Annotated in this window: 10 protein-coding genes; all 10 read left to right on the plus strand. The window is 75.3% G+C overall.

Annotated elements, in window-relative coordinates; all coding sequences use genetic code 11:
- The first annotated feature begins 156 nt into the window (after positions 1–156).
- The 10 genes from WME76_RS42925 (at position 157) to WME76_RS42970 (ending at position 14,812) form a co-directional block, all read left to right on the plus strand.
- Positions 157–2,409, plus strand: coding sequence for a substrate-binding domain-containing protein (locus WME76_RS42925; RefSeq protein WP_437957941.1), 2,253 nt, complete (start codon positions 157–159; stop codon positions 2,407–2,409).
- A 110-nt stretch (positions 2,410–2,519) separates the two neighbouring features.
- A complete protein-coding gene (locus tag WME76_RS42930) occupies positions 2,520–4,775 on the plus strand; it encodes a substrate-binding domain-containing protein (protein ID WP_437957942.1) in 2,256 nt (751 codons plus the stop codon).
- Positions 4,776–4,808: 33 nt separating this feature from the next.
- Positions 4,809–5,909 (plus strand): hypothetical protein, encoded by a 1,101-nt coding sequence (locus WME76_RS42935; RefSeq protein WP_437957943.1) that lies wholly within the window; start codon positions 4,809–4,811, stop codon positions 5,907–5,909.
- Between the two features lie 894 nt (positions 5,910–6,803).
- A complete protein-coding gene (locus tag WME76_RS42940; protein WP_437957944.1) occupies positions 6,804–7,460 on the plus strand; it encodes a YciC family protein in 657 nt (218 codons plus the stop codon).
- Positions 7,461–7,892: 432 nt separating this feature from the next.
- Positions 7,893–8,990, plus strand: coding sequence for an SDR family NAD(P)-dependent oxidoreductase (locus tag WME76_RS42945; protein WP_437957945.1), 1,098 nt, complete (start codon positions 7,893–7,895; stop codon positions 8,988–8,990).
- Positions 8,987–10,279, plus strand: a complete 1,293-nt coding sequence (locus WME76_RS42950; protein ID WP_437957946.1) for a TIGR04295 family B12-binding domain-containing radical SAM protein — start codon at positions 8,987–8,989, stop codon at positions 10,277–10,279. The genes WME76_RS42945 and WME76_RS42950 overlap by 4 nt, the downstream gene beginning before the upstream one ends.
- The gene (locus WME76_RS42955; RefSeq protein WP_437957947.1) at positions 10,266–11,456 is read left to right on the plus strand and encodes a glycosyltransferase family 4 protein; all 1,191 of its coding nucleotides are present in this window, start codon (positions 10,266–10,268) and stop codon (positions 11,454–11,456) included. The genes WME76_RS42950 and WME76_RS42955 overlap by 14 nt, the downstream gene beginning before the upstream one ends.
- A complete protein-coding gene (locus tag WME76_RS42960) occupies positions 11,447–12,661 on the plus strand; it encodes a CgeB family protein (protein WP_437957948.1) in 1,215 nt (404 codons plus the stop codon). The genes WME76_RS42955 and WME76_RS42960 overlap by 10 nt, the downstream gene beginning before the upstream one ends.
- The gene (locus tag WME76_RS42965; protein WP_437957949.1) at positions 12,658–13,809 is read left to right on the plus strand and encodes a CgeB family protein; all 1,152 of its coding nucleotides are present in this window, start codon (positions 12,658–12,660) and stop codon (positions 13,807–13,809) included. Before WME76_RS42960 ends, WME76_RS42965 begins: the two co-directional genes overlap by 4 nt.
- Positions 13,802–14,812 (plus strand): UDP-glucuronic acid decarboxylase family protein, encoded by a 1,011-nt coding sequence (locus WME76_RS42970; RefSeq protein ID WP_437957950.1) that lies wholly within the window; start codon positions 13,802–13,804, stop codon positions 14,810–14,812. The genes WME76_RS42965 and WME76_RS42970 overlap by 8 nt, the downstream gene beginning before the upstream one ends.
- The last annotated feature ends 97 nt before the right edge of the window (positions 14,813–14,909 follow it).

Consider the following 14,909-nt stretch of genomic DNA (forward strand, 5'->3'; position numbering starts at 1 on the left):
GGTGGGGGAGCCCTGTCCGCAGACTGACGAATTGCCGAGGATCCGCGGCAGATCAACAGTCTTCTCGCCCGGGCTGCCGGCGCAGCGTGTACGCTGTAGACCGTCTGCGCAGAGCGTGGGGAGGGCGGTCAGGACACGAGCAGGAGGCCGTCGAACATGGGTCAGGGTCGCCAGGGCAGTGGGGTACCGCTTCCGGAGCAGTGGGGCGAGCTGCCCGGCACCGCGGGGCGGCAGGCCAGGGGCAAGACCGGCGTCTCGGGCCCTGACGCGCGCCCGGCCGAGGTCCCGGGCGGGGCGGCGCGCCCTCGCACCGTGGGCGTCATCGCCCCCTTTCTGTCCGGCGCCTTCTGGGGTCCTGTCCTGATCGGCATCCATGAGTCGGCGCGGCAGCGCGGGCTTCGCACGCTGGTGCTGCGCGGCACGCCGCCCGAGGTCCAGGCGCCCTCGCTCGCCAGGGAGCAGGTGGACGGGTGGATCGTGATCATCGAGTTCGAGGGCCTCGAGGAGCTCGCGCGCGCGGGGATCCCGCTCATCACGCTCGGCGCCCGGCCCGCGGAGATCGACTGCCCGGCGGTGCTCCCGGACAACCACGGCGGCATCCGGAGCGCGGTGCGCCACCTGATCGAGCACGGGCACCGGCGCATCGCGTTCGTCGGCAACTTCGCCGCGTACGACGTGCGCGAGCGCCGCGACGCCTACGAGGACACGCTCGCCGAGGCGGGTATCCCCGCCGACCCCGAGCTGATCATCCCGTGCGACAACAACATGTACAGCGGCGGCCGGGCCGCCGCGCCGGCGCTCCTCGCGAAGCTGCCCGCGTGCACGGCGGCGGTCTTCGGCACGGACAAGAACGCGCTCGGGATGATGTCCGCGATGAAGGCGGCGGGCGTCCGCATCCCCGAGGATTTCGCGATCATCGGCTTCGACGACGTCGTGGAGGCGCAGAGCGCCGACCCGCCGCTGACCACCGTGCGCCAGCGGTTCGAGATGATGGGGAGCGCGGCGGGCGATCTCCTCGCGTCGATGATCGCCGGCGAGGCCTTCCCGCCCGAGGGCGTGCGCACGGCGAACCTGCTCGTCGTGCGCAGCTCGTGCGGATGCAACGTGATCCAGAACTTCCTCGACACGGAGGGCGCGGCGTCCGACGAGGACGCCGGCGGCGCCGCGGCCCGGCAGATGGTCGAGCTCTTGCTCCTTCCCCAGCCGCTCCCGCCCGATACCCCGCCGGCGGCGGTGTGGCCGGGGGTCACGCGGGTGGTCGAGATGTATTTCGCGGCGCTCCGGGGCGCCGCGCCGGCCCCGGCCGCCGAGCTCGAGCGCGCCTATCGGCAGGCCGTCGACATCACGCCCGATCTGGGGACCCTCCTGGCGACGGCCCGGCTGCTGGCCCAGCTCCCCGAGCGACGCGGCGCGCCCCTCGACGCCGCGGCCAGGCGGCGGGTGGAGGACTTCCTGGAGCTCCTTCGCCTCGCGATCGCGCGGGCGCGGCTCGAGGCCGAGACGCAGCATGTCCACCAGCTCGGGGTGCTCGCGAGGACGAACCACGACGTCAGCTTCGCGCTGCTCGGCGGCACCCGGCAGGAATACAGGTCGCTGGCGTGGCTCGAGACGACCACGGCGGTCTGGGGCTGCCTGGCGCTGTGGGAGGACCCGGCGACGCGCGAGCGCCTCGTCGTCGCCGGCGCCTACAGCCGCGACGGCAGCCCGGTGCCCCCGGACGGCAGCCGCTGCGCGCGGGAGGCGTTTCCGCCGGCGGAGATGCTGCCGGCGTCGGCCACCGACGGCACGTTCATGGTGCTGCTGCTGCCGATACGCTCCGCCCAGCGCGACTGGGGGATCCTGGCGCTCGTCGGCCCGACCCTCGTCGCGATGACCGGGGACGAGGGGACGGTCGCGATCTGGGGGACGCTGCTCGGCGCGGCGCTCGAGCGCGACGCGCTGCTGGAGTCGCTGTCGTCGCAGCACGCCGACCTGCAAAAGGCGGTCGCGATCGAGCGCGCGCTGTGGGAGACGGTGCGCGAGCTGGGCTGCCCGATCATCCCGCTGCTGCCCGGGGTGCTGCTCGTGCCGCTGATCGGGATGATCGACGGCGGCCGCGCGCAGCAGGTGCTCGAGAAGGTGGCAGAAGGGGTGAGCCGGCACGAGGCCCTGTGCGTGCTGCTCGACCTCACGGGCGTCCCGTTCCTGGACGCGCAGGTCGCCCATTTCCTGGGCATGACCCGCCGCGCGGCGGCGCTGCTCGGGGCGCGGGTCTATCTGGTCGGCGTGCGCCCCGACATCGCGACGAGGCTCGTCGACGTCGACGTCGACGTCGGCGAGCTGGCCACGTTCGCGTCGCTGTCGGCGGCGCTCCGCGAGCTCGCGCCGGCAGGGGGGCGCGGGCCCCAGGCGAGGCGGGGCGCGCGCTGAGCCAGTTCGCCTTGTGCACCGCCCACCCGAGATCGGACACTGGGTGAAGCGGGCCCCTGCACGAGGCGGCTCGGCTGGACGTGGCCACGCAGGCCGACAGGAGCACAGCGATGGGTGACGGGGGGCAGGGCAGCGGCGTCGCGGTGCCGGAGCAGTGGGGCGAGCTGCCCTCGGGAGGGAGGTCCAGCTCGACGGTCCCTCCCGCGCGCCGCACCACGTTCCCCCCCGCGCGCCGGTCGGCCGTCCCGCCGCGGCTCGAGGGCGCGGGAGCCCGCCCTCGCACCCTGGGCGTCATCACCCCCTTTCTCGACGGCACGTTCTGGAACCCTGTCCTGAGGGGCATCCATGCGTCGGCGCAGGAGCACGGGATCCGCACGCTGGTGCTGCGCGGCACGCCCGCCGAGGTCCACGCGCCCGCGCTCGCCAGCGAGCAGGTGGACGGGTGGATCGTCGTGATCGAGCTGCACGGCATCGAGGCGCTCGCGCGCGCGCGGGTCCCGTTCATCACCGTCGGCACCCGCGCCTCCGAGGTCGTTTGCCCGGCCGTGATCCCGGACAACCACGGCGGCATGCGGAGCGCTGTGCGCCACCTGATCGAGCACGGGCACCGGCGCATCGCGTTCGTCGGCTACTTCGCCGCGTACGACGTGCGCGAGCGCTTCGCGGCCTACAAGGACACGCTCGCCGAGGCGGGGATCCCCTTCGACCCCGACCTTGTCGTCGAGAGCGACAACAACTGGTACAGCGGAGGCCAGGCCGCCGCGCCGGCGCTCCTCGCGAAGCTGCCCGCGTGCACGGCGGCGGTCTTCGGCACGGACAAGAACGCGCTCGGGATGATGCCCCCGCTGAAGGCGGCGGGCGTCCGCATCCCCGAGGATCTCGCCATCGTCGGGTTCGATGACGTCGTGGAGGCGCAGGGCGTCGATCCGCCGCTGACCACCGTGCGCCAGCGGTTCGAGATGATGGGGAGCGCGGCGGGCGATCTCCTCGCGTCGATGATCGCCGGCGAGGCCTTCCCGCCCGGGGGCGTGCACACGGACAACGTGCTCGTCGTGCGGAGCTCGTGCGGGTGCGACACGATCGAGGACTTCCTCGACAGGGAGAGCGCGGCCCCCGGCGAGGAGGACGCCGGCGGCGCCGTGGCCCGGCAGATGGTCGAGCTCTTGCTCCTTCCCCGGCCGCTCCCGCCCGATACCCCGCCGGCGGAGGTGTGGCCGGCGGTCGCGCAGGTGGTCGACGGTTATTTCGCGGCGGTGCGCGGCGCCGCGCCGGTCCCGGCGGTCGAGCTCGAGCGGGCCTGTCGGCAGGCCGTCGACATCACGCCCGATCTGGGCACCTTGATGGCGGCGCTCCGCCTGCTGGGCCAGCTCCCCGAGCGGCGCGGCGCGCCCCTCGACGCCGCGGCCAGGCGGCGGGTAGAGGCGTTCCTGGAGCGGTCGCGCCTCGCGATCGCGCGGGCGCGGCTCGAGGCCGAGACACAGGTCGTCCACCAGCTCGGGGTGCTGGCGAGGATCAACCACGACGTCAGCTTCGCGCTGCTCGGCGGCACCTGCCAGGAACCCCGGTCGCTGGCGTGGCTCGAGGCGACCCCGGTGGCCTGGGGCTGCCTCGCGCTGTGGGAGGACCCGGCAACGCGCGAGCGCCTCGTCGTCGCCGGCGCCTACAGCCGCGACGGCAGCCCGACCCCCCCGATCGGCAGCCGCTGCGCGCGGGAGGCGTTTCCGCCGGCGGAGATGCTGCCGGCGTCGGCCATCGACGGCACCTTCATGGTGCTGCTGCTGCCGATACGCTCTGTCCGGCGCGACTGGGGGATCCTGGTGCTCATCGGCCCGACCCAGGTCGAGATGGCCGGGGACGAGGGGACGGTCGCGATCTGGGGGACGCTGCTCGGCGCGGCGCTCGAGCGCGACGCGCTGCTGGAGTCGCTGTCGTCGCAGCACGCCGATCTGCAAAAGGCGTTCGAGATCGAGCGCGCGCTGTCGGAGACGGTGCGCGAGCTGGGCTGTCCGATCATCCCGCTCCTGCGCGGCGTGCTGCTCGTGCCGCTGATCGGGATGATCGACGGCGGCCGCGCGCAGCAGGTGCTCGAGGAGGTGTCCGAGGGCGTGAGCCGGCACAGGGCGTCTCGCGTGCTGCTCGACCTCACGGGCGTCCCGTTCGTGGACGCCCAGGTCGCCAGCACGCTGGGCAGGATCAGCCGCGCGGCGGCGCTGCTCGGGGCGCGGGTCTATCTGGTCGGCGTGCGCCCCGAGATCGCGGTGAGCCTCGTCGGCGTCGATCTCGGCGAGCTGGCCACGTTCGCCTCGCTGTCGGCGGCGCTCCGCGAGCTCGCGCCGGCGGGCCGGCGCGCGCGCGACGCGCCTTGACGTGCGGAGACGCGCCTGCCGTAGAATCGGCCGATGCTCGCCGTGCACTGCCCGCGCTGCGGGCGACCTGCGCCGGTGTCCCTCGCCAGCCCGGACCTCATGGCGTGCCCGGCGTGCCACCACCGCGGACCGCCGCCCGGCGAGGCGGCCCAGGGCCTGCGCGCCGCGGCGCACGTCGTGTTCCAGGCCGACGTGCGCCGCCGCCAGCTCTCGGACGCGCTCCGGCGGACGCTGGTCACGGCGTCGCGGCGGCACGCGCGGCTCCTCGTTGTGTTCGCGCTCGCGTCGGTGCCGATCACCGGGTTCGCCGCGCTCGTCCTGCTGGGGATCTGGATCACCCCCGACGACGACGGGCGGCTCGTCACCGGCGGCATGGTGGTGGCGGCGTGGCTCGGCACCGTCGGCGCGGGCGCGGCCGTGCTCGCGCTCGTGCGCCGCCGGCAGCGCCGGCTCGAGGAGGCGTGCGCCGCGCGCCCGCCCGCGGCCCCCGGCGAGCCGGCGGCGTGCCACGTGTGCGGCGCGCCGCTCGACGGGGGCGGCGACGACGGGATCGCCCGCTGCGGCTTCTGCGCCGCCGACAACCTGGTCGCGCCCGCCGTCCTCGAGCGCGTGCGCGCGCGCCAGGTCGTCATCCTGCGGTCGTTCGAGCAGGCCGTGAGCGCCGATCTCGCCTCGTTCGGCCGGGCGACCTCCGGCGCCGCCGCGGCGGTCGTTGCGACCGCGCTGGTGGCGCCGGTGACCGTCTTCGTCCTCGCCGTCGCCGCCGTCCTCGTCGGCGAATCGATGCGGCTGCCGGTCGACGCCGCCGTGAGCTACGCGGCCGTCAGCACGGCGGCTGGACAGTGTGTCGGTAAAATTGCGCGTGGACCGGACGGTGGCGCGGTGGTGCGGTTCGGCGGGTTCCGGCGCGCGGAGCTGCCCGAGGAGCAGGCGCTCGCGCCGGGCGCTCCGATCGAGGCCGTGTCGCCGGGCGCGCTGGTCGGCCGCTTCGTGACGGCGAAGGCGGGGTCCGGCGTCGTGGAGGAGGTGTTCTCATCGCCGCTCACGGGCAACTCCGCCGTGGTCCGCGGCGGGGATGGAGCGTCGTTCACGAGCAGCATCGCTGGGCTCTGCCTGGGCGGCTCGCCGCCGTGATGATCGTCCTCGGTTTCGTGCTCTCCGGTTTCGTGCCCGTGAATTTCGTGCCGCTCTGGCGCGCGCGGCGGGCAGGTGGAGCGAGCCGGTCCTGGACAGGGGCTCTCGGCTCGCGCGAGCGGCGCGTTCGTTGTTTCGCGTCGACCCGCTCCACGTATAGTGGCGTTGGTTGGGTGGGGGGTAATTGGTGCTTGCACCGGTGGAGACAAGATGAGCCAAGGTGGCTGGGGCGGGGGATCAGGGGGCGGTCAGGGCGGTGGTGGTTATGGCCAGCCTCCGGGCGGCGGCGGCTATGGTCCGCCTCCGGGCGGCGGCCATGGCCAGCCTCCGGGGGGCGCCGGTCAGGGGCAGCCGCCGGGGCAGCCGCCGGGGGGCGCGTACGGTCAGCCGCCGGGCGGGGGCTATGGTCAGCCGCCGGGGCAGCCGCCGGGCGGGGGCTATGGTCAGCCGCCGGGCGGTGCGTACGGTCAGCCGCCGGGCGGTGCGTACGGTCAGCCGCCGGGCGGGGGCTATGGTCAGCCGCCGGGGCAACCGCCGGGCGGGGGCTATGGTCAGCCGCCGGGGCAACCGCCGGGCGGCGCGTACGGTCAGCCGCCTGGACTGCCGCCGGGCGGGGGCCATGGTCAGCCGCCAGGGCAACCGCCGGGCGGCAGTGGCTACGGCCCGCCTCCGGGCGGCGGCTACGGTCAACCGCCGGGCGGCAGTGGCTACGGCGCGCCCCCGGGCGGCGGCGGCGGCTGGGGCCCGCCCCCCGGCGGCGGCGGTGGCTGGGGACAGCCCCCGGGCGGCGGTGGCTACGGTCCGCCTCCGGGCGGCGGTGGCTACGGTCAACCGCCGGGCGGCGGTGGCTACGGTCAACCGCCGGGCGGCGGCGCCTACGGTCAGCCCCCGGGCATGGGCGGCTCGACCTCGTGGGGAGCGGGCGACGCGGCGTCCTTCGGCTGGGAGCGCTTGAAGCGCGACCCGGCGGTCATCATCGGCGCGATGTTCGTCGTCGGGCTCGCGGCGGGCTTCCCCAACATCATCGGCGGGGGCATCCAGGCGGCGCTCGCGGCGGACGCGCCCGGCGTGGGGTCGGCCGTCCAGGGCCTCATGCAGCTCGTCGGCCTCGTGATCAGCAGCTACTTCGCCGGAGGCCTCTCCCTGCTCCTGCTGAAGGTGGCGCGCGGCCAGCCGTACGCGTTCAACGACATCCTCGCCGGCGGCCAGTGGTTCCTCCCCATCCTGGGCGCCCAGCTCCTCACCTCGATCGCCGTCTTCGTCGGCGCGATCTTCCTGATCGTCCCCGGCGTCATCCTCGGGCTCGGCCTGAGCATGACGACGATGTGCATCGTCGATAAAAACCTGGGCACGATCGACGCGATGAAGGAAAGCTGGCGAATCACGACTGGACACAAGGGCGGCCTCTTCGTCTACGCCCTGCTCGCCCTCGCGCTCATGCTCGGCGGCCTGCTCGCCTGCTGCCTCGGCACGATCGTGGCCGCGCCGATCACCGCCCTCGGGTACGCGTACATCTACCTGCGCCTGACCGGCCAGCCGATCGGGAGCTGAGCCCCCTCGAGGCCGCGCGTCCCCGCCGCCCTCCGCCTCGCCCCGCCGCTTCCGCCCCGCGCCGAGCGCGCCCCCTCCTTCAGGCCCCTGTCCTCGGCCGCTCTCATCGCGCCTCCGAACACCGGATCTCGCGTCGAGATCGCTTTGCGACACATCGAGTCCACGACGCCATCCGGCGGCGCCGTACGCGGTCCAGGGAGCGCTCCCGGCTCGACACAGCGCATGAGACAAAGCGCCTCTGATCCGATTGCGGGTCTCCAGGTCGCATGTTAATCGGTGTCTCCTCAGAGACCCCCGCGCAGCGCGGCGCGGGTCGGGGGGGACACCGCGCGACGGGCAGACGCTCTGCCTGACGCGCCGCCCTGCGCCGCCCGCTCCCGAGGTGCGATCTCTCGCCCACGGCTGCTCGTCCAGACCGGAACGGAGCAAGTGATGCCTGACCATGTCCTGATCACGGGGGGAGCCGGCTTCATCGGCTCTCACCTCGCTGACCGGCTCCTCCGCCAGGGAGAGCCGGTGCTCGTCTTCGACAACCTCGCGCGCGCGTTCGTCGAGCGGAACGTCGCGCTCCTGAAGGAGCGCCACGGCGGCGGCGTGACGATCATGGAGTGCGATATCCGGGACGAGCAGGCCGTGAGCGACGCCGTGCGGCGCGCCTCGTTCGTCTTCCACCTCGCCGCGCAGGCCGCCGTCGCGCGGAGCGTCTCGGACCCGGCGCTCGACTTCGAGGTGAACGCGCGCGGCACGCTCAACGTGCTCGAGGCGCTCCGGAAGATGAGCCGGCCCCCGCCGCTGCTCTTCGCCTCCACCAGCAAGGTCTACGGCGCGCTCGCCGACCTCCCGCTCGATCGGGGCGACGAGCGGTATCAGCCCCGCTGCGAGCGCACGCGCGAACACGGCATCTCGGAAGAGCGGCCGATCGATCTCCGGACCCCTCACGGGTGCTCCAAGGGCGCCGCGGACCAGTACGTCATCGATTACGCGCGCACCTTCGGCCTCGACGCCGCGGTGCTGCGGGTGAGCTGCACCTACGGCCCCCGGCAGTTCGGGAGCGAGGACCAGGGGTGGATCGCCCACGTCGTCGCGCGCGCCATCCGCCGCGACCCGATCACCGTCCACGGCGACGGGCTCCAGGTCCGCGACGCGCTGTTCGTCGAGGACCTCGTCGACGCCCTCCTGCTCGCGCGGCGCGACATCAAGCCCGCGTCGGGGCGCGCCTTCAACGTCGGCGGCGGGCCGGCGAGGGCGGTGAGCCTCGTCGAGCTGCTCGACCTCGTCGCCGAGCTCGACGGGCGCCGCCCGGCCGTCTCGCTCGCCGGGTGGCGGCCCGGCGATCCGCGGTATTACGTCTCCGACTGCCGCGCCTTCCAGGCGCTCACCGGCTGGGCGCCGCGCGTCGACCTCCGCGAGGGGCTGCGCGCGCTCTACCAATGGCGCCTCGGCGTGGAGGAGCGCCTCGAGGCCGCCTACCCGGACGCCCCCCTGTCCGCCCGGCTCGGCGGGCACGCCCGGCTCGGGATGGCCTCATGAAGGTCGCGCTGGTCAACCCGCCCTGGAGCTTCCAGGGCAGCATCTACCTCGGCTGCCGCGAGCCGCACCTGCCGCTCGAGCTCGGGTACGCGAGGGCGCTGCTCGAGCGCGCGGGGCACGAGGCCGCCCTCCTCGACGCCCACGCGCGCGGGATCGACCTCGTCGCGCTGCGCGCCGAGATCGCGGCGTTCCGCCCGGACATGACGGCGATCGCCACGGCCCCGAGCTACCTGTTCTGGCGCTGCCCGCCGCCGGAGCTGCGCGTGCCCATGGCGACCGCCGCCGCGCTGCGCGGCCACGGGGGCCTCCTCGTCGCCGTCGGGCCCCACGGCTCGTCGACGCCGCGCGCGGCCCTCCGCAAGCTCGGCGTCGACGTCGTGATCCTCGGCGAGTGCGAGGAGATCCTCGTCCTGCTCGCGGGCGCGCCGGAGTCGCGCTTCTGGCAGATCCCGTCGATCGCCTACCGCAGGAAGGGCATCGACCACGTGCAGGGCGGCCCCCACGCCGCCAACCTGAGGGCGCTGCCGGCCCTGCGGTGGGACGGCGCCGCGATCGCGCGGCACCTGCACCACCACCACCGCTTCGACGCCGTGCCCGAGGGGCCGGGCGCCGAGCTCGAGGCCTCGCGCGGCGGCCCCTTCCGCGGCGCCCCGCGCGGGAAGGAGCCCCTCCACGACTGGATCCGGCGGCGCCCGCTCGAGGCGGTGCTCGACGAGCTCGACGGCCTCCTCGCCCAGGGCGTCCGGTACGTCTACTTCGTCGACGAGCGCTTCCTGCCCGACCGGGACCTCCTCGAGGCGCTCCGCGCGCGCGACGTCGCGTTCGGCGTCCAGCTCCGGATCGACCGCTGGTCGCGCGAGATGCTCGATCTGCTCGGCCGCGCGGGCTGCGTCTCGATCGAGGCCGGCGTCGAGAGCCCGTCGCGGGAGGAGGGCGACGCGCCCGCCATGCGGCGCAGCGCGTCGGCCGAGGAGCTCACCGCGCTGCTCGTCCACGCGCGCAGGAGCGTGCCGTTCGTGCAGGCCAACCTGCTCCCCTCGAGCGCCGACGACGCGGACGCCGTCGAGGCGTGGCGGCAGCGGCTCCTCGGGCTCGGCGTGTGGGCCAACGAGCCGGTCCCGATGTTCCCGTACCCCGGCTCGCCCGCGTACGCCGCGCGGTGGGGGGCGCCGGACGACGGCGCCTGGGAGCGGGCGCACGCCCATTACATCGCCGAGCACCGGAAGTTCAGCGACCTCCAGGACAGCCGGCCGCTGCCGCTCGCGGAGCTCGAGCATGGCGCGCGCTGACGGCGGCCCCCCGAGCGCGGCGGCGCCGCGGCCGCGGCCCGGGCGCGTGCTGATGACCGCCGACCCGCACGGCGGCGTGTGGACCTACGCGATCGAGCTCGCCGGGGCGCTCTCGCGCGCCGGCGTGGCCACGGTGCTCGCGACGATGGGCGGGCCGCTGTCGGACGGGGCGCGCGCGGCGGCCGCCGCGATCCCGGGCCTCGAGCTCGTCGAGGGCGCCTACCGGCTCGAGTGGATGGACGACCCCTGGGACGACGTCGCGGCCGCGGGCGACTGGCTGCTCGACCTCGAGCAGCGGACGCGGCCGGACCTCATCCACCTGAACGGCTACTGCCACGCGGCCCTGCCGTTCCGGGCGCCGCGCGTCGTCGTGGCGCACGCGTGCGTGCTGTCGTGGTGGCGCGCCGTCCACCGCCTCCCGCCGCCGGTGCGCCACGATCGGTACCGCGCGCGGGTCGCGGCGGGGCTCCGCGCCGCCGAGGCGGTGATCGCGCCGAGCGCGGCGATGCTGAGCGCGCTCGCCGGCGAGTACGGCGCGCTCGGCGTCGGCCGCGGCCACGTCATCCCGCACGCGCGCGACCGGCGGCGGTTCGCGCCGGCGGCGAAGGAAGGGTTCGTCTTCGCGGCCGGCCGGCTCTGGGACGAGGCCAAGAACCTCGCCGCCCTCGAGAAGGTCGCGCCCCGCCTCCCGTGGCCGGTGCTCGTGGCCGGGAGCGACGTCGCGCCGGGCGGCGTCGGCCGCCGCACCGGGGAGAGCCTCTGCTCGCTCGGGTGGATGAGCGAGGGCGAGCTCGCGTGGTGGATGGGGCGCGCCGCGATCTACGCCTTCCCCGCGCGGTACGAGCCGTTCGGCATGTCGGTCCTCGAGGCCGGCCTCTCCGGCTGCGCGCTCGTGCTCGGCGACCTGCCCAGCCTGCGCGAGGTCTGGGGCGACGCCGCGGTCTACGTCCCGGCGGACGACCCGGCCGCGCTCGGGGGCGCGCTCGACCAGCTCATCCGGGACGCCGCGCGCCGCGACGCGCTCGGCGCGCTCGCCCGCCGGCGCGCGGTGCGCTTCAGCCCGCGCGTCATGGCCCGCCGTTACCTCGACCTCTACGCCGTCGCGCTCGCGGCCCGGCCGCCGGCGCCCCGGCGGGACAGCCCTCCTTCCACGCCCTGCGGGACACCATGCGAATAGCGCTCTTCTGTCGCTCGCTGCTCTCCGACCGGGACCACGGGAGCGCGCGCTTCCTCCGCGGCGTCGCGGCGGAGCTCGACGCGCGCGGCCACGACGTCCTCGCCTTCGAGCCGTTCGACCCGCTCGACCCGTGCGGCGCCTCGGGCGCCCACCGCCCCGCCGCCTGCGGCCCCGCCGCGCTGCTCGACGCGGCCGCCGTCTACCCGCGCCTCTCGCCGCGCCGCTACGCGCTCTCCGCGCTGGACCTCGACGCCGCGCTCGAGGGGGTCGACGTCGCGCTCGTCGACGCGCGGAGCGACCCCGAGCTCGTCCGGCGCCTCGGCGAGCACCGCGCGCGCGCGGAGGGGTACCACCTCTTCTTCCACGGCGCGCACCGCCGCCTGCTCGCCGATCCGGCCGCGATCGTGCGGCGCGATCTCTCCGGGTACGACTGCGTGCTCGGCGCTGGAAAGGGCCTCTGCGAGCTGTACCTGAGCCGCGGCGTCGCGCGGCGCGCCGTGGTGTGGCACGAGGCCGCCGACGCGCGCCTCTTCCGGCCGCTGCCCGAGGTCGAGAAGGAGCGCGATCTCGTGTGGATCGGCGACTGGGAGGACGGCGAGCGGGCCGCGGAGCTGCGCGAGTTCCTGATCGAGCCGGCGCGGGCGCTCGGGCTGCGCGCGCGCGTGCACGGGGCCCGCTACCCCGAGCGCGCGCGCGCGGCGCTCGCGGACGCCGGCGTCGAGGTCGCCGGCTCGCTGCCGGGCCACCTCGTCCCCGACGCCCTCGCGCGCGCCCGCGTCACGGTGCACATCCCGCGGCGGCCGGGGTCCGCGCTGCTGCCCGGCGCCCCCGGGACGCGGCCCTTCGAGGCGCTCGCGTGCGGGATCCCGCTCGTGAGCGCGCCGTGGGCCGACGCCGAGCGCCTGCTCTCGCCCGGCCGCGACTACCTCGCCGCGCGCACCGGCGCGGAGATGACGGAGCACCTGCGCGCGCTCCTCGCGGACCCGGGCTTCGCGCGCGGCGTCGCCGAGCACGGGCGCCGGACGGTGCTCGCGCGCCACACGTGCGCGCACCGCGTGGACACGCTGCTCGACCTCGTCGACGAGCTCCTCCTGTCGCCGTCGCTCTGGTTCACCGAGGGCGAGGAGGACGACCTGGAGCGGAGCGGCCCGCCGTCCGGCGTCCGCCGCTGCCGCCCCGCGCACCACCGGAGCCCGCTCGCATGACCGCCTCCGGCTACAGCTATGTCTTCCTCGGGCCGTCCATCACCTCGCCGCGGGGCGACGAGCGCGCGACGACCTACCGCGGCCTGCTCCGGGCGCTCGTCGAGCGCGGGCACACCGCGCTGTTCCTGGAGCGCGACGAGCCCCCTGCGGACGGCGATCCCGTGTCGAGCCGGCGCGGCGAGGTGGCGCGCTACGCGAGCCTCGAGGAGCTGAAGGACCGGTTCTCCGGGGCGGTGCGGCGGGCGGATCTCGTGATCGTCGGCTCGCGCGTCCCGGAGGGGGCGGCGATCGGGGCGTGGGTGACGGCCGAGGCGGGCGGCCGCGCCGCGTTCCACGACCTCGACACGCCGGCCACGGTCCGAGAGCTCGCGACAGGGCAGCACGAGCACATCACGCCGGCGCTGGTCCCCCGTTACGATCTCTACCTGTCGTCGACCGGCGGCCCGGCGATCGAGCTGCTGGAGCGCCGGCACGGCGCGGTGAGGGCCCGCCCGCTCCACTGCGGCGTGGACCCGGAGATATACTTCCCCGAGCCGACGGCGTGCGTCTGGGACCTCGGCCACCTCGGGGACTACCGGGAGGACTGCCACGACCCGCTGGAGCGCCTGCTCCTCCGGCCGGCGCGCCTGCTGCCGCGGTCGAGCTTCGCTGTCGCCGGGGCGCGGTACCCGGCGGGCCTCGATGTCCCGGGGAACGTGTCGCGGATCGAGCGGCTCCCGGCGGGCGCGCACCGGGGCTTCCACGGCGCGCAGCGGTTCACGCTCGACGTGACGCCGCGGGACGCGGCGGACGTCGGCTACTCGCCGAGCGCCCGGCTGCTCGAGGCGGCGGCGTGCGGCGCGACGGTCGTGAGCGACGGCTGGCCGGGCATCGACGCGTTCTTCCATCCGGGCGAGGAGATCCTGATCGCGCGGTCGACCGAGGACGTGCTCCGGCTGCTCTGCGACATGCCCGAGCGGGCGCGCGCCGCGGTCGGCCGCCGCGCGCGCCGGCGCGTCCTCGCCGAGCACACGGCTGCGCACCGCGCCGAGGCGCTCGAGCGCCTCACGCGCGAGGTGCTCGACGCGGGGAGCCGCCGCCGGGGCGGGGGTGGCCTCGGCGGTCAGCGAGGGGCGGTATTGCGACAACGGAGGTGTTCCGATGGGTGACGCGAACGGGAGGACGTTGGGGAGGAGCATGCGCATCCTGGTGACGGGGGGCGCCGGCTTCATCGGCTCGCACCTGTGCGAGCGGCTCCTCGCGGAGGGCCACGAGGTGATCGCGCTCGACGACTTCTCGACGGGCTCGCCGGCCAACGTGGCGCACCTGATGCGGAGCAGCCGCTTCTGGCTGGTCGAGCACGACGTGACGGCGCCCTTCGATCACGAGGTCGACCGGATCTACAACATGGCGTCTCCGGCGAGCCCCGCGCGCTACCAGGGCGATCCGGTGCGCACCACGATGACGAACGTGCTCGGCGCGCTGCACGCGCTCTCGTGCGCCGAGCGCCACGGCGCGCGGATGCTGCAGGCGTCGACCAGCGAGGTGTACGGCGACCCCGAGGTGCACCCGCAGCCGGAGGGCTACCTCGGGCGGGTGAACCCGGTCGGCGTGCGCGCCTGTTACGACGAGGGCAAGCGCTGCGCGGAGTCGCTGGTGATGGACTTCCACCGTCAGGGGCGCGCGTCGGGGCGCGTCGCGCGGATCTTCAACACGTACGGGCCGCGGATGGCGGTCGACGACGGCCGCGCGGTGAGCAACTTCATCGTCCAGGCGCTGCGGGGGGAAGACCTGACGGTCTACGGGAGCGGATCGCAGACGCGGAGCTTCTGTTACGTCGACGACCTGGTGGAGGGGTGTTTGCGGCTCATGGAGCATCCGGTGGAGGTGGGGCCGGTGAACCTGGGCAATCCGGTGGAGGTGACGGTGCTCGAGCTGGCGCACGAGATCGTGCGGCTCACCGGGAGCGCGAGCCGGATCGTGTTCAGGCCGCTGCCGGAGGACGACCCGCGGCAGCGGCGGCCGATGATCGATCTGGCCCGCCGGACGCTGGGCTTCGAGCCGCGCGTCGCGCTCCGGCAGGGGCTCTACGCGACGATCCAGAGCTTCCGGGCGGCGCTCGCCGGGGCGGGGGAGGGGTCGCGGCGAGGGGAGACGGCGATGGCGAGCTGAGCGGTCGAAGTGGCGCTCTCGCCGAGCCGCTCCGCCGCCGGCGCGAACGTCATGAGCTGTGGCGCGCCGGCCGCGCGGATTGCCACGCGCGGCGCCG

It is taken from the genome of Sorangium sp. So ce119 (assembly GCF_051524405.1).
Classification (GTDB): Bacteria; Myxococcota_A; Polyangia; order Polyangiales; family Polyangiaceae; genus Sorangium; species Sorangium cellulosum_G.

Bases quoted from the DNA above. Each gene is read 5' to 3' on its own strand.
- WME76_RS42925 (WP_437957941.1), top strand. From the start codon at position 157: ATGGGTCAGGGTCGCCAGGGCAGTGGGGTACCGCTTCCGGAGCAGTGG.
- WME76_RS42930 (WP_437957942.1), top strand. From the start codon at position 2,520: ATGGGTGACGGGGGGCAGGGCAGCGGCGTCGCGGTGCCGGAGCAGTGG.
- WME76_RS42935 (WP_437957943.1), top strand. From the start codon at position 4,809: ATGCTCGCCGTGCACTGCCCGCGCTGCGGGCGACCTGCGCCGGTGTCC.
- WME76_RS42940 (WP_437957944.1), top strand. From the start codon at position 6,804: ATGGGCGGCTCGACCTCGTGGGGAGCGGGCGACGCGGCGTCCTTCGGC.
- WME76_RS42945 (WP_437957945.1), top strand. From the start codon at position 7,893: ATGCCTGACCATGTCCTGATCACGGGGGGAGCCGGCTTCATCGGCTCT.
- WME76_RS42950 (WP_437957946.1), top strand. From the start codon at position 8,987: ATGAAGGTCGCGCTGGTCAACCCGCCCTGGAGCTTCCAGGGCAGCATC.
- WME76_RS42955 (WP_437957947.1), top strand. From the start codon at position 10,266: ATGGCGCGCGCTGACGGCGGCCCCCCGAGCGCGGCGGCGCCGCGGCCG.
- WME76_RS42960 (WP_437957948.1), top strand. From the start codon at position 11,447: ATGCGAATAGCGCTCTTCTGTCGCTCGCTGCTCTCCGACCGGGACCAC.
- WME76_RS42965 (WP_437957949.1), top strand. From the start codon at position 12,658: ATGACCGCCTCCGGCTACAGCTATGTCTTCCTCGGGCCGTCCATCACC.
- WME76_RS42970 (WP_437957950.1), top strand. From the start codon at position 13,802: ATGGGTGACGCGAACGGGAGGACGTTGGGGAGGAGCATGCGCATCCTG.